This window comes from Thioclava sp. DLFJ4-1, from assembly GCF_002020145.1.
Taxonomy (GTDB): domain Bacteria; phylum Pseudomonadota; class Alphaproteobacteria; order Rhodobacterales; family Rhodobacteraceae; genus Thioclava; species Thioclava sediminum.
Window position 1 is genome coordinate 746673 of the sequence record NZ_MPZT01000001.1, and the last position, 20678, is coordinate 767350.

The 20678-nt window shown below is 63.2% G+C and carries 24 protein-coding genes; 8 read left to right on the forward strand and 16 right to left on the reverse strand.

Annotated elements, in window-relative coordinates:
* Positions 1-169: 169 nt before the first annotated feature.
* Positions 170-406 carry a DUF2798 domain-containing protein gene (locus tag BMI85_RS03355; RefSeq protein WP_078519707.1) on the forward strand — a complete coding sequence of 79 codons (237 nt, stop codon included), beginning with the start codon at positions 170-172 and terminating at the stop codon, positions 404-406.
* Here the strand turns inward: BMI85_RS03355 and polA are convergent.
* Entirely contained in the window at positions 400-3225 is a 2826-nt protein-coding gene (gene polA / locus BMI85_RS03360) for a DNA polymerase I (RefSeq protein WP_078599500.1), read from the reverse strand. The two genes, BMI85_RS03355 and polA, sit on opposite strands and share 7 nt — an antisense overlap.
* Before the next feature lie 217 nt (positions 3226-3442).
* Here polA and BMI85_RS21325 point away from each other — a divergent pair, with 217 nt between their 5' ends.
* Positions 3443-3601 carry a hypothetical protein gene (locus BMI85_RS21325; RefSeq protein WP_165757027.1) on the forward strand — a complete coding sequence of 53 codons (159 nt, stop codon included), beginning with the start codon at positions 3443-3445 and terminating at the stop codon, positions 3599-3601.
* Between the two features lie 18 nt (positions 3602-3619).
* On the opposite strand, the gene BMI85_RS03365 is transcribed toward BMI85_RS21325, so the two are convergent.
* On the reverse strand, positions 3620-4063 hold the full coding sequence (locus BMI85_RS03365) for a globin domain-containing protein (protein WP_078599501.1): 444 nt from the start codon (positions 4061-4063) through the stop codon (positions 3620-3622).
* Positions 4050-4256: a zinc-finger domain-containing protein gene (locus tag BMI85_RS03370; RefSeq protein ID WP_078519710.1), complete on the reverse strand. Its 207-nt coding sequence runs from the start codon at positions 4254-4256 to the stop codon at positions 4050-4052. The genes BMI85_RS03365 and BMI85_RS03370 overlap by 14 nt, the downstream gene beginning before the upstream one ends.
* Before the next feature lie 80 nt (positions 4257-4336).
* Between BMI85_RS03370 and BMI85_RS03375 the strand changes: the two genes are divergently transcribed.
* A complete protein-coding gene (locus tag BMI85_RS03375) occupies positions 4337-5269 on the forward strand; it encodes an ABC transporter ATP-binding protein (RefSeq protein WP_246832472.1) in 933 nt (310 codons plus the stop codon).
* On the opposite strand, the gene BMI85_RS03380 is transcribed toward BMI85_RS03375, so the two are convergent.
* The 11 genes from BMI85_RS03380 to BMI85_RS03425 all read right to left on the reverse strand — a co-directional run bounded on the left by BMI85_RS03380 (position 5266) and on the right by BMI85_RS03425 (position 13230).
* Entirely contained in the window at positions 5266-6123 is an 858-nt protein-coding gene (locus tag BMI85_RS03380) for a DUF1989 domain-containing protein (protein ID WP_078599503.1), read from the reverse strand. The genes BMI85_RS03375 and BMI85_RS03380 overlap by 4 nt on opposite strands.
* Before the next feature lie 117 nt (positions 6124-6240).
* Positions 6241-6417 carry a hypothetical protein gene (locus tag BMI85_RS21330; protein WP_158522076.1) on the reverse strand — a complete coding sequence of 59 codons (177 nt, stop codon included), beginning with the start codon at positions 6415-6417 and terminating at the stop codon, positions 6241-6243.
* A 189-nt stretch (positions 6418-6606) separates the two neighbouring features.
* Complete coding sequence (locus BMI85_RS03385; protein ID WP_078539771.1) at positions 6607-7383, reverse strand: succinate dehydrogenase iron-sulfur subunit; 777 nt, start codon at positions 7381-7383, stop codon at positions 6607-6609.
* 17 nt (positions 7384-7400) lie between these two features.
* Positions 7401-7688 (reverse strand): hypothetical protein, encoded by a 288-nt coding sequence (locus BMI85_RS03390; protein WP_078599504.1) that lies wholly within the window; start codon positions 7686-7688, stop codon positions 7401-7403.
* The gene (sdhA, locus tag BMI85_RS03395) at positions 7688-9493 is read right to left on the reverse strand and encodes a succinate dehydrogenase flavoprotein subunit (RefSeq protein ID WP_078599505.1); all 1806 of its coding nucleotides are present in this window, start codon (positions 9491-9493) and stop codon (positions 7688-7690) included. Before sdhA ends, BMI85_RS03390 begins: the two co-directional genes overlap by 1 nt.
* A 13-nt stretch (positions 9494-9506) precedes the next feature.
* The gene (locus BMI85_RS03400; RefSeq protein WP_078539774.1) at positions 9507-9899 is read right to left on the reverse strand and encodes a succinate dehydrogenase, hydrophobic membrane anchor protein; all 393 of its coding nucleotides are present in this window, start codon (positions 9897-9899) and stop codon (positions 9507-9509) included.
* An 11-nt stretch (positions 9900-9910) separates the two neighbouring features.
* Positions 9911-10300: a succinate dehydrogenase, cytochrome b556 subunit gene (gene sdhC, locus BMI85_RS03405; RefSeq protein WP_075776227.1), complete on the reverse strand. Its 390-nt coding sequence runs from the start codon at positions 10298-10300 to the stop codon at positions 9911-9913.
* A 254-nt stretch (positions 10301-10554) separates the two neighbouring features.
* Positions 10555-11589 carry a MaoC family dehydratase gene (locus BMI85_RS03410; protein ID WP_078599506.1) on the reverse strand — a complete coding sequence of 345 codons (1035 nt, stop codon included), beginning with the start codon at positions 11587-11589 and terminating at the stop codon, positions 10555-10557.
* Complete coding sequence (locus tag BMI85_RS03415) at positions 11589-11792, reverse strand: DUF1737 domain-containing protein (protein WP_078546137.1); 204 nt, start codon at positions 11790-11792, stop codon at positions 11589-11591. The genes BMI85_RS03410 and BMI85_RS03415 overlap by 1 nt, the downstream gene beginning before the upstream one ends.
* Position 11793: 1 nt before the next feature.
* Entirely contained in the window at positions 11794-12345 is a 552-nt protein-coding gene (locus tag BMI85_RS03420) for an NnrU family protein (protein WP_078599507.1), read from the reverse strand.
* A gap of 12 nt (positions 12346-12357) precedes the next feature.
* Positions 12358-13230, reverse strand: a complete 873-nt coding sequence (locus BMI85_RS03425) for a CoA ester lyase (protein ID WP_078599508.1) — start codon at positions 13228-13230, stop codon at positions 12358-12360.
* 164 nt (positions 13231-13394) lie between these two features.
* On the opposite strand from BMI85_RS03425, the gene BMI85_RS03430 reads away from it, so the two are divergent.
* On the forward strand, positions 13395-13727 hold the full coding sequence (locus BMI85_RS03430) for a hypothetical protein (protein ID WP_216644087.1): 333 nt from the start codon (positions 13395-13397) through the stop codon (positions 13725-13727).
* Between the two features lie 9 nt (positions 13728-13736).
* Here the strand turns inward: BMI85_RS03430 and BMI85_RS03435 are convergent, their stop codons facing one another.
* Positions 13737-14480 carry a sulfite exporter TauE/SafE family protein gene (locus tag BMI85_RS03435; protein ID WP_078546121.1) on the reverse strand — a complete coding sequence of 248 codons (744 nt, stop codon included), beginning with the start codon at positions 14478-14480 and terminating at the stop codon, positions 13737-13739.
* A 225-nt stretch (positions 14481-14705) separates the two neighbouring features.
* On the opposite strand from BMI85_RS03435, the gene mdh reads away from it, so the two are divergent.
* A complete protein-coding gene (gene mdh, locus BMI85_RS03440; RefSeq protein ID WP_078539780.1) occupies positions 14706-15668 on the forward strand; it encodes a malate dehydrogenase in 963 nt (320 codons plus the stop codon).
* 69 nt (positions 15669-15737) lie between these two features.
* Positions 15738-16997: a hypothetical protein gene (locus BMI85_RS03445; protein ID WP_078599509.1), complete on the forward strand. Its 1260-nt coding sequence runs from the start codon at positions 15738-15740 to the stop codon at positions 16995-16997.
* Here BMI85_RS03445 and BMI85_RS03450 read toward each other — a convergent pair.
* On the reverse strand, positions 16984-18048 hold the full coding sequence (locus tag BMI85_RS03450) for a glycosyltransferase family 2 protein (RefSeq protein WP_078546117.1): 1065 nt from the start codon (positions 18046-18048) through the stop codon (positions 16984-16986). The two genes, BMI85_RS03445 and BMI85_RS03450, sit on opposite strands and share 14 nt — an antisense overlap.
* Positions 18049-18283: 235 nt before the next feature.
* Between BMI85_RS03450 and sucC the strand changes: the two genes are divergently transcribed.
* On the forward strand, positions 18284-19477 hold the full coding sequence (gene sucC / locus BMI85_RS03455; RefSeq protein ID WP_078519722.1) for an ADP-forming succinate--CoA ligase subunit beta: 1194 nt from the start codon (positions 18284-18286) through the stop codon (positions 19475-19477).
* A gap of 5 nt (positions 19478-19482) precedes the next feature.
* Positions 19483-20370, forward strand: coding sequence for a succinate--CoA ligase subunit alpha (gene sucD, locus BMI85_RS03460; RefSeq protein ID WP_075776193.1), 888 nt, complete (start codon positions 19483-19485; stop codon positions 20368-20370).
* Positions 20371-20678 lie beyond the last annotated feature (308 nt).

A 20678-nucleotide genomic window follows, 5' to 3' on the forward strand; every position in this document is an offset into this window, starting at 1 on the left:
GGCGCAAATATCCCCGCCGGAGGCATGCGCAGTCTCAACATTGCCGGGCGGCAGGGTCAATGCGGGACGGTGTCTCTGCGCGAATGAACACACAGGTTTGTGCGTTGCGTGCTCACGTCCAATCACCAAAATGCGAGCGACTGACTTTCCGGCCCAAGGAGGAGACCCGATGATCCCCGCCCGCTACGCGCATTTCATTTTCAGCCTGATCCTGTCGGGGATCATGTCGTTTCTGGTCTCGGGTATCGCGACCTACCGCGCGACGGGGATGGTGGAAGACTTCACGGCGCTGTGGGTGGCAAGCTGGGTGTCCAGCTGGATGCTCTCCTACCCTTCGGTGCTGATCGTCGCGCCGTTTGCACGGCGCGTGACCAATCTGTTGGTGCGTCAGCCCGCGGCTCAGTGAGCGGCGGCCCAGCTTTCCCCCTGGCCCGCATCGACCACCAGCGGTACGGTGAGCTTCATCACAGGCTCCGCCGCGCCTTCCATCGTGGCCCGGGCGGTCTTGATCAGATCGTCGATCGCGGCCTCCTCGACCTCGAAAATCAATTCGTCATGCACCTGTAGCAGCATCCGCGCGGGAAGTCCCTCGATCGCCTCGGGCATGCGCACCATCGCACGGCGGATGATATCGGCCGCTGCCCCCTGGATCGGCGCGTTGATCGCGGCGCGCTTGGCGAAGCCCGCCGACGGTCCCTTCGCGCCGATATCGGGCGTGTGGATCTTGCGCCCGAACAGGGTCTGGACGAATTTGTGCTCTTTGGCGAAGGCCACGGTGTCGTCCATGTATTTGCGGATACCGGGGAAACGCTCGAAATAGCGGTCGATGAAGCCCTGCGCCTCGGCCCGCGGGATGCGCAGGTTGCGCGCGAGACCGAAGCCGGAAATCCCGTAGATCACCCCGAAATTGATCGCTTTCGCCTGGCGGCGGATTTCGGGCGTCATCCGGTCGAGCGGCACGTCGAACATCTCCGACGCGGTGGCCGCGTGAATGTCCAAGCCGTCCTTGAAGGCTTCGCGCATCTCGGGAAGGTCCGCGACATGGGCGAGAATGCGCAACTCGATCTGGCTATAGTCGAGCGAGACGATCTTGCAGCCTTCGCGGGCGACAAACGCCTCGCGGATGCGGCGACCTTCCTCGGAGCGCACGGGGATGTTCTGCAGGTTCGGATCGGTCGAGGCCAGACGCCCGGTATTCGCGCCCGCGATCGAATAGGAGGTGTGAACGCGGCCCGTCTCCGGGTTCACATGGGTTTGCAGCGCATCCGTATAAGTCGATTTCAGCTTGGAGATTTGCCGCCAGTCGAGCACCCGTGCCGCCAGCTTCGCGGCCTGCGGGTTTGTGTCTTCCATCGTGGTCACGTCTTCGAGCACGTCCGCCCCGGTGCCATAAGCTCCGGTCTTGCCCTTCTTGCCGCCCTCGACGCCCATCGTGTCGAACAGGATCTCGCCCAGCTGTTTCGGCGAGCCGACATTGAAGGGCTGGCCCGCGATCTCGGCGATCTCGTCTTCGAGCTGCGCCATTTTCTGCGCGAAAGCGTTCGACATGCGCGACAGCACCGAGGCGTCGACCTTCACGCCCGCCATTTCCATATCGGCCAGCACGGGGACCATCGGGCGCTCCAGCGTCTCGTAGACGGTGGTGACGCGCTCGCGATGGAGCCGCGGCTTGAACTGCTGCCAGAGGCGCAGCGTGATATCGGCATCTTCGGCGGCGTAGCGGGTGGCCTTGTCGATCTCGACCTTGTCGAAGGTGATCTGGCTCTTGCCGGAGCCGATCAGCTCCTTGATCGGGATCGGCTGATGGTTGAGGTAGCGATCCGAAAGCGCATCCATCCCATGGCCATGCAGCCCCGAGAACATCGCGTAGGACATCAGCATCGTGTCGTCGATGGGCGCGACGCGGATGCCGTGACGGGCGAAGATCTTGAAGTCATACTTCATGTTCTGACCGACCTTCAGGATCGCCGGATCTTCGAGGACGGATTTGAGCAGCGCAAGCGCCTCTTTGAGGTCCATCTGCCCCTCGGCGCGTTCGGCTCCGCCGAAGAGATCGCCTTCGCCTTTGCTATGCCCGAGCGGTAGATAGGCTGCCTGCCCCGCCTCGATGGCAAGCGACACGCCGACCAGCTCGGCCTGCATCTCGTTGAGCGAGGTCGTCTCGGTATCGACCGCAACCCAGCCCTTGGCGCGGGCCTCATCGAGCCATTGCGTCAGCGTCTCGGCATCGCGGATGCAGACATAGCTGTCCGGGTCAAAGGGCGGCTGTTCGACCTCGGGTGCTGCGTTGTCATGGCTGGCGGGCACGTCCGAGACTTCCGGCGCGGCCGGCGGCTCGGCACCGAATTTCTCCGCGACGCGGCGGGTCAGCGTGCGAAATTCCATCTCGTTGAGGAAGCCCATCAGCGTGTCGACATCCGGCTCGCGGATTTCCAGATCGTCGAGCGTGAACTCGATGGGTGTCTGATCGTCGAGCGTCACCAGCTGTTTCGAGAGGCGAATCTGGTCGGCCTTCTCGATCAGCGTCTCGCGGCGCTTGGGTTGCTTGATCTCGGAGGCGCGCTCCAGCAGCGTGTCCAAATCGCCATATTCGTTGATCAGCAGCGCCGCCGTCTTCACGCCGATCCCGGGCGCGCCGGGGATGTTGTCGACTGAGTCGCCCGCCAGCGCCTGCACGTCGATCACGCGCTCGGGGCCGACGCCGAACTTGGCCTCGACTTCCTCGACGCCGATGGCGCGGTTCTTCATCGCGTCGAACATCTCGACGCCGCCGCCGACAAGCTGCATCAGATCCTTGTCCGAGGAGATGATCGTCACGCGGCCGCCCGCCTCGCGGCCCTGACGGGCGAGCGTCGCAATGATGTCATCGGCCTCGTATCCCGCCAGTTCCTCGCAGGCGATGTTGAACGCCTTGGTCGCGTCACGGGTCAGCGGGATCTGCGGGCGCAGCTCCTCGGGCATCTCGTCGCGATTGGCCTTGTATTGATCGTAGAGGTCGTTGCGGAAGGTGTGGCTGCCCTTGTCGAAGATCACCGCCGCATGGGTCGGCGCGTCCGAGCCCTTGGCGTCTTCGATGTACTTCCAAAGCATGTTGCAAAAGCCCGCGACCGCCCCGATCGGCAGCCCGTCGGACTTGCGCGTGAGCGGCGGCAGCGCGTGATAAGCGCGGAAAATGAAGGCCGAACCGTCGATAAGATGCAGGTGACAGCCTTTGCCGAATGCCATTGCGAGAGCCCTCCTTCGCGCGTTGGCCCCGGTTGTGCCACAGGGGGGTGCGGAGGGGAAGAGGATCGGGGAGGCTGGAAGCGGAGGGCCGCGCCCGACCTTCCAAGGGATCAAAGCGCGCACCCGAGGCTCGGGCGCGCCCCTCATAGCGAAGCGCCCTCTTGCCAGAACCCCTGAAATCCCCCATCTCAAGCGGCAACCGCAAAGGATCGAACCGATGGATTATTCCAAAATGGGTGGCGCAAGGCCGCCGAAGAACACGCCCAAACATGCCGAGCATAACGCCTATGGCAGTGACAAGACGCCTTACGGGAAGAAAGACCCGAAGGCTGCGCTGCTCGAACGGATGAAGGCGGCGGCGAAGAAGGATAAGTGAGGCGCGGCAGGCTGGCGCCTAGAACTGATCTTCCAGCGCCTCGGCGCCCGCGATCATCTGCGCCGAGACCTTGCTGAACAACTCGGCCCAGTCGGCGGCCAGTTCTGACGTCCAGTGATCGCCCAGCTTGGCCGCGAGGCCTGCGATCACCGCCTCTGACAGCCACACGTAATAGTCCGGCTCGGCCCCGAACAGCACATGCATCTGCCCGAGGCCGGGCAGTTCCAGCTCCTGCTCCTCGGGTGGATCGAGCGTGGAGAGGATCACCTCCATCATCGCGGCATATTTCAGCTGCTGCCCGCCTTCGCTGTTGGGCAGCACCTGATCAAGCTCGGGATGGACCGCGAAAAGCCGCGCGAAGGCGTCGCGAAACAGCGACGGATCCTCGAAGTCGAGCCGCGCCGCGCTGGCTTTCACCCGCGCCGCACGCTCTGCTGGCAAAAGTGGTTCAGTGATCGTCATGCGCGTGATCGCGGTCGATCACATATTTCTTGTCGCAATAGCCGCATTCGACGAAACCGGTGTCACGCGGGATCGACAGCCAGACGCGCGGATGACCCAACGCCCCCTCGCCGCCATCGCAGGCGACCTTCCAGGTGGTGACGACCTCGGTCTCGGGTGCCTCGGGGGCATTAGGCGAATGGGTGGCAGTCATGGATGCTCCGTCTATATAAGGCACGAAAACCGCGCCCTGAATTTGGGCTTCATTCTAGCAATCGCGAAAGGCGGGGCAAGTTGGAACAGCAGGCAATCGAAGTTACCGGGCTGCGCAAGACCTATGCAGGCGGCAAGAAGCAGGAACCGAAGGAAGCGTTGAAGGGGCTCGACCTGTCGATCCCCGAAGGCTCGATCTTCGGGCTGCTGGGGCCGAACGGGGCGGGCAAGTCGACGCTGATCAATATTCTTGCGGGCCTGGTGAAGAAAACCGACGGGCGCGTCGTGATCTGGGGCTTCGATCAGGACGTGAACCCGCGCCAGTCGCGCGCCGCGATCGGGGTGATGCCGCAAGAGCTGAACATGGACCCGTTCTTCACGCCCCGCGCGGCGCTGGAGATGCAGGCAGGCCTCTACGGCGTCCCGAAATCCGAGCGCTGGACCGATGAGATTCTCGAACTGGTCGGCCTTTCGGACAAGGCCGAGGCCTATGCGCGCAACCTCTCGGGCGGGATGAAGCGGCGGCTATTGCTGGCCAAGGCGCTGGTGCATCGGCCGCAGATCCTCGTGCTGGACGAACCCACCGCAGGCGTCGATATCGAGCTGCGCGCGATGCTGTGGCGCAATGTCCGCAAGCTGAACGAACAGGGCATGACGATCATCCTGACGACGCACTACCTCGAGGAAGCCGAGGAGATGTGCGACGAGATCGCGATCATCAACAATGGCGAGCTGATCGTGCGCGACACCACGCCGAACCTGCTCAAGCGGATGGACCGCAAGGCGCTGGTGGTCGAGCCGCGCAACGAGGTCAGCCAAGAGATTCGCCTGCCCGAAGGCGTCACCATGGAGACCCGCCCGGGCGGGCAGATGGCGTTTTCCTATTCGCGCGAGCAGACCTCGGCGGAAGATATCCTCGATGCGCTGCGCGCCGCTGACGTCGAGATTCGCGACATCGCGAGCGAACAGCCGGGCCTTGAGGAAGTCTTCGTCTCGCTGACCTCGAACCGTTAAAGCCCGTGGCTGCGGTCGTAGGCGTTGGGCGCAGGCGGCGCCCAGCCTTCGGGCGCTGATTTCGGACGGTAGACCTCCACCCCCAGCGGGTAGCAGGCCGCCGTGTCCGAGCTGTGCTCGGACGAGCAATCCCCGCCCGGACAGGCGGAGAGCACGCCCAGCAGATCGGTCTCTGCGAAGAATTCGAGATAATCGCCGGGCCGCACCGGGCTCGCCTTCATGAAATACTGCCCGGTGTCGCGGGTGAAACCGGTGCACATGAAGACGTTGAGCACGTCATGCACCAGCGCCTCCGCCTCGCGCAGCGGCAGATCGCGGGCCTCGGCCAGCGCGCGGGTCAGGTTCGAATGGCAGCAATGGTGATACTGCCCGCCATCGGATAGCAGGCAATGCGTGTAAGGATCGCACCGCGTCCCGATCACGTCATGGACCGAGCCGCCGAATGCGTCGATGCCATACCAGTCGAGCGTGTCCTCGGTGATCGTCGCCAGCGGGCGCAGCGTCGGAAAGCCCGACCACATTTGGTCGCCGCGGCTGAGATGCGTGCCATGCAGCGCGCGCGTCTTGCCCGAATAGAACCGCTCGGACAGGTCCGCAGAGAACAGGTTCAGATCGCCCACCTGCGGCCCCTCGACCGAAGTAATGCGGAAGAAATGTCCGGCGGGCACGTCGAAGGCCAGCGCCTCGCGCGGGGGCACGCGCAGATCGGCGATCTTCTCCCAGCCCTCACGCGCGGCGCGATAGGCGGACAGATCCGGCGCGGGCAGCGCGTCGGTCGGATAGCAGATCACCGGCGCGATATCGCGGCGGGCTTGGGCGTCTTCGGGCGCGGCGTGCTCGGGCGTCGGATGCATGGGGCTCCCTCCTTGTCGCCGCCACTCTGCCCTGCCCCGGCTAAGAGCGAAAGGCGCAAAGAAAAACCCCGACCGAAGCCGGGGTAGTCACGACAGAACTATTCGGGAGGTCACCGCTCAAGCCGCGGTGTAATACTCGTACATCAGCTCAACCGCTTCGAGACCGTCGGTATTTTCGGTCTTCGCGGTCGGGATGAATACGGGGGTGGATTTCTCAGGGGTGTAGTAAGCCAGATGCTCTTCGGCCACCTGGATCGGTTGCGCCCCTTTGGGGAATTTGACGATGTCGACCATGGAACTCTCTCCAGTCACGTTTCGAGTTCCTCCCTGACACCCGATTTAGGGATTTTTCCGCGGATTCAAACCCAAAATGCTGCATGTGCGATATGCATTTGCCGCAACGCAGCAAAAAGGGCAGCTCGCGCCGCCCTTTCCACAAAACGTTGGGGCGAACCATAGGCTCACCCCAATATATGCATCGGATCAGACGACCCGGTTGACCTGCATCCGCTTGATCTCGGCGATCGCCTTCGCCGGGTTCAGACCTTTCGGGCAGGTCTTGGTGCAGTTCATGATCGTGTGGCAACGATAGAGCTTGAAGGGGTCTTCAAGCTGATCGAGACGCTCTGCCGTCGCTTCGTCGCGCGAGTCGATGATCCAGCGATAGGCGTGCAGCAGCGCTGCCGGGCCGAGATATTTGTCGCCGTTCCACCAATAGCTCGGGCAGGAGGTCGAGCACGATGCGCACATGACGCACTCATACAGACCGTCGAGCTTCTTGCGGTCCTCGATCGACTGACGCCATTCCTTCTCGGGACGGTTCGTCTTGGTCTCGAGCCACGGCATGATCGACGCGTGCTGCGCGTAGAACATGGTCAGGTCGGGGATCAGGTCTTTCACCACCGGCATGTGCGGCAGCGGGTAGATCTTCACGTCGCCCTTGACCTCGTCGAGGCCGTAGATACAGGCCAGCGTGTTGATCCCGTCGATGTTCATCGCGCAGGAGCCGCAGATGCCTTCGCGGCAGGAGCGGCGGAAGGTCAGCGTCGGGTCGATCTCGTTCTTGATCTTCAAGAGCGCGTCGAGAACCATCGGCCCGCACTTATCCATGTCGATGAAATAAGTGTCGAGACGCGGGTTCTCCCCGGTATCCGGGTCCCAGCGATAGATCTGGAACTTGCGGATATTCTTGCCATCCGGCTTCGGCCAGGTCTTGCCGACGCGGATCTTGGAATTCTTCGGAAGCGTGAACTGAACCATGGTTGGTCCCCTTTCCGTCAGTACGAATAGAGCGGCCGCGTGGGCATTCGGCCGGATTTTCTGAAAACGCAGGAGTCGTAGGCCGCAGAGGGATCGCCCTGCACATAGGCCCCGACATTGAGCTCGACCTTCAAGTTCGAGCGGAAGCCGTCATTGGTCACCCCCATGCCCGCCTCGCCCGAGATGGGCGGTTTGGGCGCGAACTGGGCGTAGCACTGGCGCTCTGCCTGCTCGACCGGAATAGGGCCGCAGGCGGCAAGGCCAAGCCCTGCCGCGAGAAGCCCATATGCCGGTGCGTGACGCATCAGTAGACCCGCTTCTTGGGCGCGATCTTCTTGATCTCGATCCCGCCCTGATCCTCGGGCGTCAGCGGGTCCATGTGGACCGGGCGGAAGGTCAGATCGACGTTCGCGCCTTCGACATGCATGATCGAGTGCTTGCGCCATTCGGTGTCGTCGCGATCGGGATAGTCCTCGTGGGCGTGTGCCCCGCGGCTTTCCTTGCGCGCCTCGGCCCCGACGATGGTCGCCAGCGCGTTCGGCATCAGGTTCTCGAGTTCCAGCGTTTCCATCAGGTCCGAGTTCCAGATCAGCGAACGGTCGGTGACCTTGAGATCGTCGAGCTTGGCGGCGACCGCCTTCATCTTCTCGACACCCTCCGCCAGCGTCTTGTCGGTGCGGAACACCGCCGCATCCGCCTGCATCGTGCGCTGCATCTCGTCGCGCAGCACGGCAGTCGGCGTGCCGCCATCCGCGTAACGCACCTTGTCGAAGCGCTCGAAGATCGCGTCGATCTTGGCTTTCGGGATGACCGGGTTGGACGCATCCGCGTCGACGACCTTGCCAGCGCGGATCGCGGCGGCACGGCCGAAGACCACGAGGTCGATCAGCGAGTTGGAGCCCAGACGGTTCGCACCGTGCACAGACGCCGAACCCGCCTCGCCCACAGCCATCAGGCCGGGCACGATCGCATCGGGATCGCCCTCTTTCGGGTTGATGACCTCGCCGTGGTAGTTCGTCGGAATACCGCCCATGTTGTAGTGCACGGTCGGCAGAACCGGGATCGGCTCTTTCGTGACGTCGACACCGGCGAAGATCTTCGCGGATTCCGAAATGCCCGGCAGACGCTCGGCCAGGGCTTCCGGCGGAAGGTGGCTGAGGTTGAGGAAGATGTGGTCCTTGTGCTCGCCCACGCCGCGCCCTTCGCGGATCTCCATGGTCATGCAGCGAGACACCACGTCGCGCGACGCCAGATCCTTGTAGGTCGGCGCGTAACGCTCCATGAAGCGCTCGCCTTCGGAGTTGGTCAGGTAACCACCCTCGCCGCGTGCGCCCTCGGTGATCAGGCAGCCCGAACCGTAGATGCCGGTCGGGTGGAACTGTACGAATTCCATGTCCTGCAGCGCGAGACCGGCCCGCGCGACCATGCCGCCACCGTCGCCGGTGCAGGTATGGGCCGAGGTGGCCGAGAAGTAGGCGCGGCCGTAACCGCCGGTCGCCAGCACAACCATCTTCGCGTTGAAGACATGCATCGTGCCATCGTCGAGCTTCCAGCAGACGACGCCCTGACACTGCCCGTCATCGGACATGATCAGGTCGATCGCGAAATACTCGATGTAGAACTCGGCGTTGTTCTTCAGCGACTGACCGTAGAGCGTATGCAGGATCGCGTGACCGGTGCGGTCCGCGGCGGCACAGGTGCGCTGCACGGGCGGGCCTTCACCGTATTCAGTGGTGTGGCCGCCGAAGGGACGCTGGTAGATCTTGCCCTCTTCGGTGCGCGAGAACGGCACGCCGTAATGCTCGAGCTCGTAGACGGCCTTGGGGGCGTGACGCGCGAGGTATTCCATCGCGTCGTTATCGCCGAGCCAGTCCGAGCCCTTGATCGTGTCGTACATGTGCCACTGCCAGCTGTCCGGGCCCATGTTGCCCAAGCTGGCGGCGATACCGCCCTGTGCGGCGACCGTGTGCGAGCGGGTCGGGAAGACCTTGGTCACGCAGGCGGTGCGCAGGCCCTGTTCGGCCATGCCGAGCGTGGCGCGCAGACCCGAGCCACCGGCGCCGACCACGACCACGTCGTAATTATGCGTTTCGTATTCGTAAGCAGCCATTATCTCGTCCCGTTCAGTTGCCCAGCAGAAGGCCGATGAAGACCATCTTGCCGAGTGCATAGAGTGCGGTCGCCATGATCACGTAAGCCAGCGAATGCATCGCGATCTTGGTCGCCTTTGCGGCGGTGCCGTGGATGTAATCCTCGATCCAGATCTCGGTGCCCTTCGCGAAGTGGCGCATGCCGACGATCACGACCAGCGCGGTCAGGATGGCCGGGAAGGGCTGCGAGAAGGTCGTGATCACGGTCTGCTGATCGGCGCCGAGCGTGGTGCCGACGATATAGAGCCAGGTCGGGATCATGAAGGCGAGAGCGACGGCCGAGGCCGACATCCACCAGTGATGCTCGGGGCCGGTGCCCGAGGCGCCCTTGCCCACGGCGCGCTTGCGGTCGGTGAGGTAACGCATGAGGGCCTCCGTCAGAATTGGATGATGATGAGGGTCAGCACGGTCAGCACGACCGAACCGATGGTGCAGATCCAGCCGAGCATCTCGGCGGATTTGATGTCCATGTATTTACCCGCATCGAAGATGAGGTGCCGGATGCCGGCGAGGTAGTGATACCAAACGCCCAGCAGCGACAGGGTGAAGACGAGATCGCCGAACCACGAGGTCGCGATCGCGTTCACGAAGTTGAAGTAGTCGGGGCTGGTCGCAGCGGCGAGAAGCCACCAGACGAGCAGCAGCACGCCGACGATGATCCCGTTGCCGGTGATCCGCGTCATGATCGACGAGAAAGACGTCATCTGCGGGCGGTAAATTTGAAGGTGCGGGGAAAGCGGACGCTCAACCTGTTTCGCTTCAGCCATGATCGGTCCCTTTTCGCTGGGCTCGGCGCTCTCGTCGACCTCAATCGGAGGCACGCGCTGGCGCGGAGCTGGCCGGAATTGGCTCTTTTAGTAGCGTAAATTTCTCCCAAGTCACGGGGGGCAAGCTTGAAAACCTGTCATTTACGCATAAAGAGCGGCGAAAAATTCGCTTTGTGATCACATAAATTCTGTGCGTGATCACATGTTAACGCTCGCGGGCGCCCTGCCCCCCGAGTGAGTCTCTCGAGCCGGGATCAGATCGGCATCAACGCCCAGTAGTCGAGATCGAGCAGGACCTCGGGCAGGTATTTGCCGTCTTCTCCCTTATAGGCGAACTCGGGCGCGCCCTGCTTCACGGCGACCAGACGCAGACGGATCGCGCCCACGCCGGGCGCGCCGGTTTCCGCCTTGTCGAGAACTTCCGACCATGCCTTCACCGTATCGCCCGAGAAGCAGGGATTGGCATGCGCCCCGCCATTGAGCGCCACGATCATCTGCGCGTTCGCCAGCCCGTTGAAGGACAGCGCGCGGGCCATCGAGATCACATGCCCGCCATAGATCAGGCGCTGGCCGTCCTCGCGGAATGTCGCGTCGAAATGCACCTTGGCGGTGTTCTGCCACAGCCGCGTGGCGATCATGTGCTCGGCTTCCTCGATGGTCACGCCGTCCACATGGTCGATCTTTTCGCCGATCTGGTAATCGCCCCAGCGATGCGGCTCGCCCGCCAGATCGAAATCGTAATCGTCGAAGCTCAGCCCCTCCGGGATCACCAGATCCGCAGGCGCCACGACCTTCGCCAGATCGGGCAGCACGGTCTCGGGCGCAGGCGCATCCAGATCACCTTTGCGCACCATCACCCAGCGGACATATTCCAGCACGGTCTCGCCCACCTGGTTCAGCCCGCGGGTGCGGACATAGACCACGCCCGACTTGCCGTTGGAGTTCTGCTTGACCCCGATCACCTCGGATTCCGAGCGCAGCGTGTCGCCGGGATAGACCGGCTTCAGCCAGCGCCCCTCGGCATAGCCAAGATTGGCGACCGCGTTCAGCGAGACATCCGGGACCGTCTTGCCGAACACGACGTGGAACGCGATCAGATCGTCGAGGGGCGAGCCATCCAATCCGCAGGCCGCCGCGAATTCGTCCGAGGAATAGAGCGCATGGCGCGCCGGATAAAGCGCGTGATAGAGCGCGCGCTCCCCTTCCGCGACGGTGCGCGGGACGGCGTGACGGATCACGTCGCCCAGCTTGTAATCCTCGAAGAAACGGCCCGGATTGGTCTTGCCCATCATTGCTCTCCCAGCTTCATGTCGGGGTGATACTCCCCCTCGATCTCTTTGGTCACGGCCTGGGCACAGCGCATCACGCCATTCGCCTGATCGTAGGCATATTGCGGATCGCCATACAGCACCCAGCCCTTGGACAGCGCGAGGCTGACCTTGTGACAGAAGGCCGAGGTGTCTTCCTCGGTCAGAAGGCGGTAGATTTGCATATCAGGCTCCGAACGGGTTGTGGCCGAACCAGATGTGGATCGAGGCGATCAGGCCGTAGAGGACCAACGTGCCGACGATCCCGCCGATCTCTTTGCCCATCTTCACCTCGGGCGTGACCTTGGCGGGCTTCGACTTCTTGTTGATCAGGATGACTTCGACCACCGCCCACGCCAGCAGACCGCCGAACAGAATGATCCCCGGCAGGGTCGGATTGACCAGAAGGTGCGCAAAGGCCCAGGTCTTCACGCCGGTCAGCTGCGGGTGACGGATCTTGCCGCTGAGCGAGAGCTTCATGCCCGAAACGGCGAACAGGTAGACCGCGAAGATCATCAGCAGGTTGTTGATCCCCTTGAGCGCAGCATTCGGCGTCCAGAGGTAGAAGACCGGATCGGCGGCGCGCCAGCCGACGAACATCAGAACGAGGCTGATCAGGAGGAGCGCGGCGACCATCGGACGCTCGGCCCCTTTGAGCGCGCGCCGGAAGCCCGGAAAGATCCGTTTTGCCAGATGTGCGAGCGACCAGATCAGGACGCCGAGGATGAGTAGTGCCATTGCGATTGCCTCTTAGCTGCCAAGCGCGGCAATCGCCTCCGCCTTGGCGAGGACTTGCCGCGCCGTGACGATATGCAGATTTTCGACGATCTTTCCATCCACGACCGCGACACCCTGCCCCGCTTTCTCGGCTTCCTCGAAGGCAGCGATCTGACGTCGGGCGAGGTCGATCTCGGCCTCGGAGGGCGCGAAGGCCGCATTGCAGACATCGAGTTGCGCCGGGTGGATCAGGGTCTTGCCATCAAAGCCCATGTCGCGGCCCTGTTCGCATTCGGCCTTCAGACCTTCGTCATCCTTGAACGCATTGTAGACGCCATCGACGATGATCTTGCCATGCGCCTTCGCGGCCAGCAGGCACAGGCCCAGCCCCGGAAGCATCGGCAGTCGGTCGGCGCGGAAACGGCTGCCCAACTCCTTCGCGAGGTCGTTCGTGCCCATCACCATACCTTCGAGCCGCGGATAGGCCGCGATATCGCCCGCGTTGAGCATCCCCAGCGCGGTCTCCATCATTGCCCAGAGCGGCACGCCCTGAATCAGATCGGCCACCTCCACGAGATCGGCGGGGGTCGAAACCTTCGGGATCAGGATCGCATCGACCTTGGCGCCATTGCGGATCGCGTCGGCGAAGGCCAGCACATCCTCGCGCCCCCATTCGGTGTCGAGACCGTTGATCCGCACGATCTTCATGCGCGGACCGTAATTGACCTCGGTCAGCGTCTTTGCGAGTAGCGCGCGCGCGTTGGCCTTCTCGTCGATCGCCACGGCGTCTTCGAGATCGAAGATGATCGCGTCGCAGGCAAGCCCGGTGGCCTTCTCCAGCGCACGCTCTTTCGAGCCGGGAATGTAGAGCACGGAACGGGTCGGGCGGGCCATTTGATTCTCCATCTCGCAATTTTCTTTCGCCAAATCGCACGAATGAGACAGAATCGGCAAGCCCCGATTTGCCGCAACGCAGAAAAATCACAGCGTCCAGCTATACGGAGCCGCGACGTAAAGCTTTCTTGACAGCTGACCGGCCACTCTTTGATGATGCTCTCAGAGGGATCAAAATGCTGAACAAAACTTATGTGCTAACGCTCGGCCTGGCCGCAGCGATCGGCTTCGCACAGGCTTCTTACGGAGAGACGCGGGACCCGTCTGATCCGTCGCGCGCCTGCGGCAAGCGAGATGAGATCGTGGCCAATCTCGAAGCGAAATATCACGAGAGCCGCCGCATGGTGGCGCTCTCCGCGAACAACTCCGTGCTGGAGATTTTCGCAGCCGAGGCGGGCAATTGGACGATCATAGTCACACCGGCGGATGGCGTGAGTTGTCTGATCGCCTCGGGCGAGGCGTTCGAGGAGCTCGACGGGACGCTCAAGGAAAAGGACGCGGCGCTCTAGGCGCCGCCCTCACCCGGTGATCGCTTGCTGGATCAGCTTCAGCGAGATCAGCAGAAGCGCCCAGATCACGACCTTGAAGAAGATCTCCGTGGGCATGCGCTTCACAAGCCAGACACCAAGGAATACCGAGGCCGAGGCAGGAACCGCCAGGATCAACGCGGTGCCGAGGCTGTCCCAGTTCACCTCGCCCAGCGCGATGAAGGGGCCGAGTTTCGCAAGGTTCACATAGGTAAAGAGAACCGTCGCCGTGCCCGCAAAGACCTGTTTCGGCAGGTTCAGCGGGATTGTGTAGGCCTGAAAGGGCGGCGCGCCCGAATGGCTGACGAAGCTGGTGAAGCCTGCGATGGTGCCCCAGAACAGGCCCGGTGCGACTTTCGCCTCCTGCCGCGCGCCATGCCGATGCCGGAACAGCGCGTTCAGCGCGAAAAGCGCGCCGATCACCCCCACCATCAGCGTCACCCAGCGCTCTGACACGACCTCGGCTGTGGCCCAACCAATGCCGATCCCGATCGTCGTGGCGGGGATCATGATCGCGAGCACCCGCTTGTCGAAATGCTTGCGATAGGCCCAGAGACCGAACATGTCCGCGACAATATAGACCGGCAGCAACAGCCCCGCCGCCGCGACCGGGTCCATCACGATCGTCAGGACCGGGACCGAGATCGAGGCCGCCATCGGGATACCGCCTTTCGACAGCCCCACCATCACCGCGGCGAGCAGCGCCAGCGCCCAACCGAGCAGGCTCAACTCCATTCGGATGCTCCCTTCCCTGCGGGTCACAGAATCGCTCCGCCCCGTCTTGCCCCCTTGCTGACACGGCGCGTGACGAAACGGAACCGCAGGTCAGTGTGCGGAACCAGTTTCGGCATACGAGTGCATACAAACAGTGTCGCCGCAGCGCAGCGCCCTTGCCCTTTGCGAGCCAAAGGGCTACTCCACCTGCGATCTATTTTCCAATCCATCCACCCGGAGGACCAAATGGCCAGACCCAAGATCGCCCTTATCGGCGCCGGCCAGATCGGCGGTACGCTCGCCCATCTCGCCGCCATCAAGGAACTCGGTGACGTCGTTCTGTTCGATATCGCCGAAGGTACGCCGCAGGGCAAAGCGCTCGACATCGCGGAATCGGGCCCGTCCGAGGGCTTCGACGGCTCCTTCAAGGGGACCAACGATTACGCCGGTATCGCGGGCGCGGATGTCTGCATCGTGACGGCTGGCGTTCCGCGCAAACCGGGCATGAGCCGCGACGATCTGCTGGGCATCAACCTCAAGGTCATGAAATCGGTCGGCGAAGGCATTGCCGCCCACGCTCCGGACGCGTTCGTCATCTGCATCACCAACCCGCTCGACGCGATGGTCTGGGCGCTGCAGCAATTCTCCGGCCTGCCGGCAGAGAAAGTCGTCGGCATGGCGGGCGTTCTGGACTCGGCCCGCTTCCGTCACTTCCTGTCGCTGGAATTCGGCGTCTCGATGCGTGACGTGAACGCGTTCGTGCTCGGCGGCCACGGCGACACCATGGTGCCGCTCGCACGCTACTCGACCGTCGGTGGCATTCCGCTGCCCGACCTCGTGCAGATGGGCTGGACCACGCAGGAGAAGCTCGACGCGATCATCCAGCGCACCCGTGACGGCGGCGCAGAGATCGTGGGCCTGCTGAAGACCGGTTCGGCCTTCTATGCCCCGGCCACCTCGGCGATCGAGATGGCGGAAGCCTACCTGAAAGACCAAAAGCGCGTTCTGCCCTGCGCGGCTTACGTCAAAGGCGCGCTCGGCCTCGACGGTCTCTATGTCGGCGTGCCGACCGTGATCGGCGCCAAAGGCATCGAGAAGGTCATCGACATCAAGCTCAACAAGGACGAGCAGGCGATGTTCGACAAGTCGGTCGACGCAGTCAAAGGCCTCGTGGCCGCCTGCAAAGGCATCGACAGCACGCTCGCTTGATCGAAAGCCAGGACTGATCCAATCTTGGGGCGCGCCTTTACTGGCGCGCCCTTTGTTTTGGAGAGTGCCATGTGTTCCGCCCGTCTCGTCACGTGCTTTGCCGTTCTTCTCGCCCTTTCACCGATCACCACGCATGCGCAAGACGGGCCGGTGACCGCCAAGATCGCGCGAAGCGAGGCACCTGCCGCCGATCCAATCTCGGCGCGGATCGGGGCAGAGGGGATCGCGCCGGTGCTCGCCGATCTGCAATCGCAGGACGCGCTTGACCCGAAGGACCGTTTCGCGCTCGGCGGGCTGGAATTCCTCGCGAGCCTCGAGGCGACGATGCGCTGGCAGCTGGAAGCAGGCGGCGCTCGTGTGCTGATGCCCTTCGTGGGCAACCTTCCCGGCAGGCGCGACGCGCCGCGCGAAACCTTCACCGCCGACGCGGTCCCGCGCGAAAGCGAGGCGCTGATCGCCGGCATGGATCGCGCCAAGACCGCGCTCGACGGGCTGGCCGATGGACCGGAGTTCGGTCTTGCGATCGACCTGAACGATCTCTGGTTTGACCTGAACGGCAATGGCACGCGTGACGACGGCGAGGACGCGGTGACGCTGTTGCGCGGCGCCTTCATGCCCCGCGCACCGGAGGCCGAAGCCGGTGCTTCGCGGATCGTGCGCTTCGACAATGCGGATGCGGCCTGGCTTTCGGCCTATACGCATCTGGTCTCGGGCGTGGGCGAGCTAATCTTGGCCTTCGACCCTGAACCGGCCATCGCCCGCGTGATGGCCACCTATGCGAAACTCGTGGACGCGCGCGACAAGGCGATGGGGACCGGGCAAGCCACGTCGCTGGACGGTCTGATGATGTTCAGCTTCATCGACCCGGCGGCGGCGGTGCTCGATATGCTCCACCAGCAGCCCGATCCGACGCGCACCCGTGCCGCGCGGGATCATTGGCTGGCGATGATTGCGGATAACCGGCAGTTCTGGGATCTGGCTGAGGCCGAGACCGACAATCAGGCGGAATGGATTCCGAGCGACGCGCAGGATCAGGCGCTTGGCGTGGAATTTCCCGACGGTCTGGGAGAAACATGGCGGGGCGTGCTGAGCGATGGCGAGGCGCTGCTGACGAGCGAGAAGTCCTTCCCCTTCTGGCGTGTGCCGGTCGGGGTCGATCTGGGCGCGTGGCTGGAAAATCCCACTCCGCTGCCGCTGACCGGAGTGGTTCAGGGTTGGGCCCTCGATCCCTATTTCACCGACACGCCGATGCTGACGCCCGAGAACTGGACGCGCTTTTCGCGGTTGGTTGGCGGACGCACCGGCATGATGATGTTCACGCTGAACTGACGAGCGGCTCCGGGTCGAAGCCGAATTCCTCGCGCAGCCGCGCGATCAGCTCGGCCTCATGGAGAAGCAGCGCGCGATCGAAGGCGGCTGGCGAAAGATCGACCTCGTCGCCGAACAACGCGCGGGTCTCAGTCGCGATCTTCACTTCGGGTCGGATCAGCAGCTCGTGGGTTTCCAGCTCATCGGCCTCGTAATCGCGCATCCCCTGCACCTCCCACCAGAGGCTCATCAGCTCGGCGGGATCGGCGGCGCGCTCGGCGGCCGCAGCGAATTGCGCCTTGCGGGACCCGACATAGGGCACTGGCTGCCCCTGCACCTTGGTCGTGGCGCGGCGCAGCATCTTGAGGAGGAAATGCAACGGCGTCAGCCCGTCGAAATGCATCAGCCGCCCGTTATAGCTGGGCCGATAGGGAAGATCGTTTTCCTTGCTGTCCCAGTCTTTCAGCGGGAAGTGCACCCCGATCGCATAGCCGCGCCTAGCCCGCACGATGGGTTTCCCGGCGACATGGCCCGCGAGACCCTTCTTCAGAAAGCGCGACCGGAGGCCGTAGAACATCAGCCCGTCCTCCTGAAATCCGTCCCAGCGTCGCCTAAAGACACCGCTGAAAATATCCGGGCCCAGAGTGCGGTCGAGATAGCAGCGTTCGTCGACCTCCAAGCGCAGCCACGCTTTCTGCTCCCCCGTCTTCGCCAGCTCCCATTCGAGCGGGCGCGCGAGGCTCACGAACTCGTCCGCGTCGCAATGGATCATCCAATCCAGGTTGGTCTCGTTCAGCGCGCGGGTCGCATTGTATTTCTGGCGGCCCTGATGGCGCGCGGGGCGTTTCTTGCGCCAGCTTCGCGCCCAGTCGTCATCGCCGGAATGGTGAATGAACGCTCCATCGACCGGGTCGAGCAGCGCCTCGGCTTCGGGGTTCGGGCGGTCAAAGAAGACGTGGACCTCGCTCGCGCCGATGCTCAGATGATGCGCGACATAGGCGGCCACCAGCGCCGCGGGCTCGTCCACCGTCGCCACCACGCCCCAGCGCGGCATATCTTGCCCTTGCGTCATCTAAATTCGATCCCTGCCAATGCCCTCAGCGCAGATAGGTTCAATTAACCGAGTCGTGCCAGTGCTCCCATGCCACAGCGCAGCATTTTCCAATTTGTGATCACACCTTTCCGCGCTGTGATCACGTATGTCGCTTTTTCCGGGCGAGTGGGGCAGAATGTCGCGATTTCGGTTTGTCCGCCCCGCTTAACAGCCTAGAACCCCCTCAAATCGCACCAGCATGGGGTATCCAAGGATGAATATCCACGAATATCAGGCCAAACAGCTTCTCAAGAGCTATGGCGCACCGGTCTCGGACGGCCGTGTCGTCCTCAAGGCCGAAGAAGCGAAGACCGCAGCCAGCGAACTCGATGGTCCGCTCTGGGTCGTCAAGGCGCAGATCCACGCAGGTGGTCGCGGCAAGGGCCACTTCAAGGAAGCCGAAGCCGGCGAAAAGGGCGGTGTCCGCCTCGCCAAATCGGTCGAAGAGGCTGAAACGCTCGCCAAGCAGATGCTCGGCAAGACGCTCGTGACGCACCAGACCGGCCCGGCGGGCAAGCAGGTCAACCGCATCTACATCGAAGACGGCTCCGACATCGAGCGCGAACTGTATCTCGCGCTGCTCGTCGACCGCGTGACCTCGCGCGTCTCGATCGTCTCCTCGACCGAAGGCGGCATGGACATCGAAGAAGTCGCGGCGAACACGCCCGAGAAAATCCTCAGCTTCTCGATCGACCCGGCCACCGGCTACCAGCCGTTCCACGGCCGCCGCGTCGCCTTCTCGCTCGGCCTCGAAGGCCCGCAGGTGAAGCAGATGGTCGGCCTTCTCGGCAAGCTCTACCAAGCCTTCGTCGAGAAGGACATGGAGATGCTCGAGATCAACCCGCTGATCGTCATGACCGACGGCAACCTCAAGGTTCTCGACGCCAAGCTCGGCTTCGACGGCAACGCCGTCTACCGTCACTCGGACATCGCCGCCCTGCGCGACGAGACCGAAGAAGACAGCAAAGAGCTCGAAGCGTCGAAATACGACCTCAACTACATCGCGCTCGACGGTGAGATCGGCTGCATGGTGAACGGCGCTGGCCTCGCAATGGCCACGATGGACATCATCAAGCTCTACGGTGCGGAACCGGCGAACTTCCTCGACGTTGGCGGTGGCGCCACGAAAGAGAAAGTGACCGAAGCGTTCAAGATCATCACCTCGGACAAGAACGTCAAAGGGATCCTCGTGAACATCTTCGGCGGTATCATGCGCTGCGACATCATCGCCGAAGGCGTGATCGCCGCGGTGAAGGAAGTCGGCCTCGAAGTGCCGCTGGTCGTCCGCCTCGAGGGCACCAACGTCGAAAAAGGCAAGGAAATCATCGCGAATTCCGGCCTGAACGTCATCGCCGCCGACAACCTGTCGGATGGCGCAGAAAAAATCGTCAAAGCGGTGAAAGGCTAAGAATCATGGCAGTTCTCGTCAACGAAAACACCAAGGTCATCTGCCAGGGCTTCACCGGCTCGCAGGGCACCTTCCACTCCGAGCAGGCAATCGCGTACGGCACCAAGATGGTCGGCGGCGTGACCCCCGGCAAAGGCGGCCAAGAGCATCTCGGCCTGCCGGTCTTCAACTCGGTCCACGAGGCGAAAGCCAAGACCGAAGCGAACGCCTCGGTGATCTACGTTCCGCCGCCCTTCGCGGCTGACTCGATCCTCGAAGCGATCGACGCGGAAATGGAGCTGATCGTCTGCATCACCGAGGGGATCCCGGTCCTCGACATGATGAAGGTCAAGCGCGCGCTGATCGACTCCAAGTCGCGCCTGATCGGCCCGAACTGCCCCGGTGTCATCACGCCCGACGCCTGCAAGATCGGCATCATGCCCGGCCACATCCACAAGCGTGGTTCGGTCGGCGTCGTGTCGCGCTCGGGTACGCTGACCTATGAGGCGGTCAAGCAGACCACCGATATGGGTCTGGGCCAGTCCTCGGCCGTCGGCATCGGCGGTGACCCGATCAAGGGCACCGAGCATATCGACGTGCTCGACATGTTCCTCGACGACCCGGAAACGGAATCGATCATCATGATCGGTGAGATCGGTGGTTCGGCGGAAGAAGAAGCCGCGGAATTCCTCGCCGAGCAGAAGAAGAAAGGTCGCTGGAAGCCGACCGCTGGCTTCATCGCTGGCCGCACGGCCCCTCCCGGCCGCCGCATGGGCCACGCCGGCGCGATCGTCGCGGGCGGCAAAGGTGATGCGGAATCCAAGATCGAAGCCATGAAGTCGGCCGGTATCGTCGTCGCTGACAGCCCCGCTACGCTGGGCGAAGCGGTGATGAAAGCGATCAAGGGCGAATAAGCCCCATTGAGACAGGCAGGGTCGCGGCGCACGCGGCCCTGCATCCTGACCAAGGAAAGGACCGGACTCATGTCGCTGCGGATCGCACGGCGCGCCTGCCTCCCCGTTTCGGGGACGGTCGCATGCGCCCTGCTTGAAAGCAGCGACGGGGGCCGGTCTTTTTTTGCGGCGGAGCGCGTCGCCAACCGCACCGGAAAGCCCGCGCGTAAAGGCCTCGCTCTGGTCGCGGGCGTCCGCTCACCGGTCGCAGTTCAGACTGCGTGCATCCCTGCCCTGCATGGAAGTCCTGACATCAGCACCTACATCAT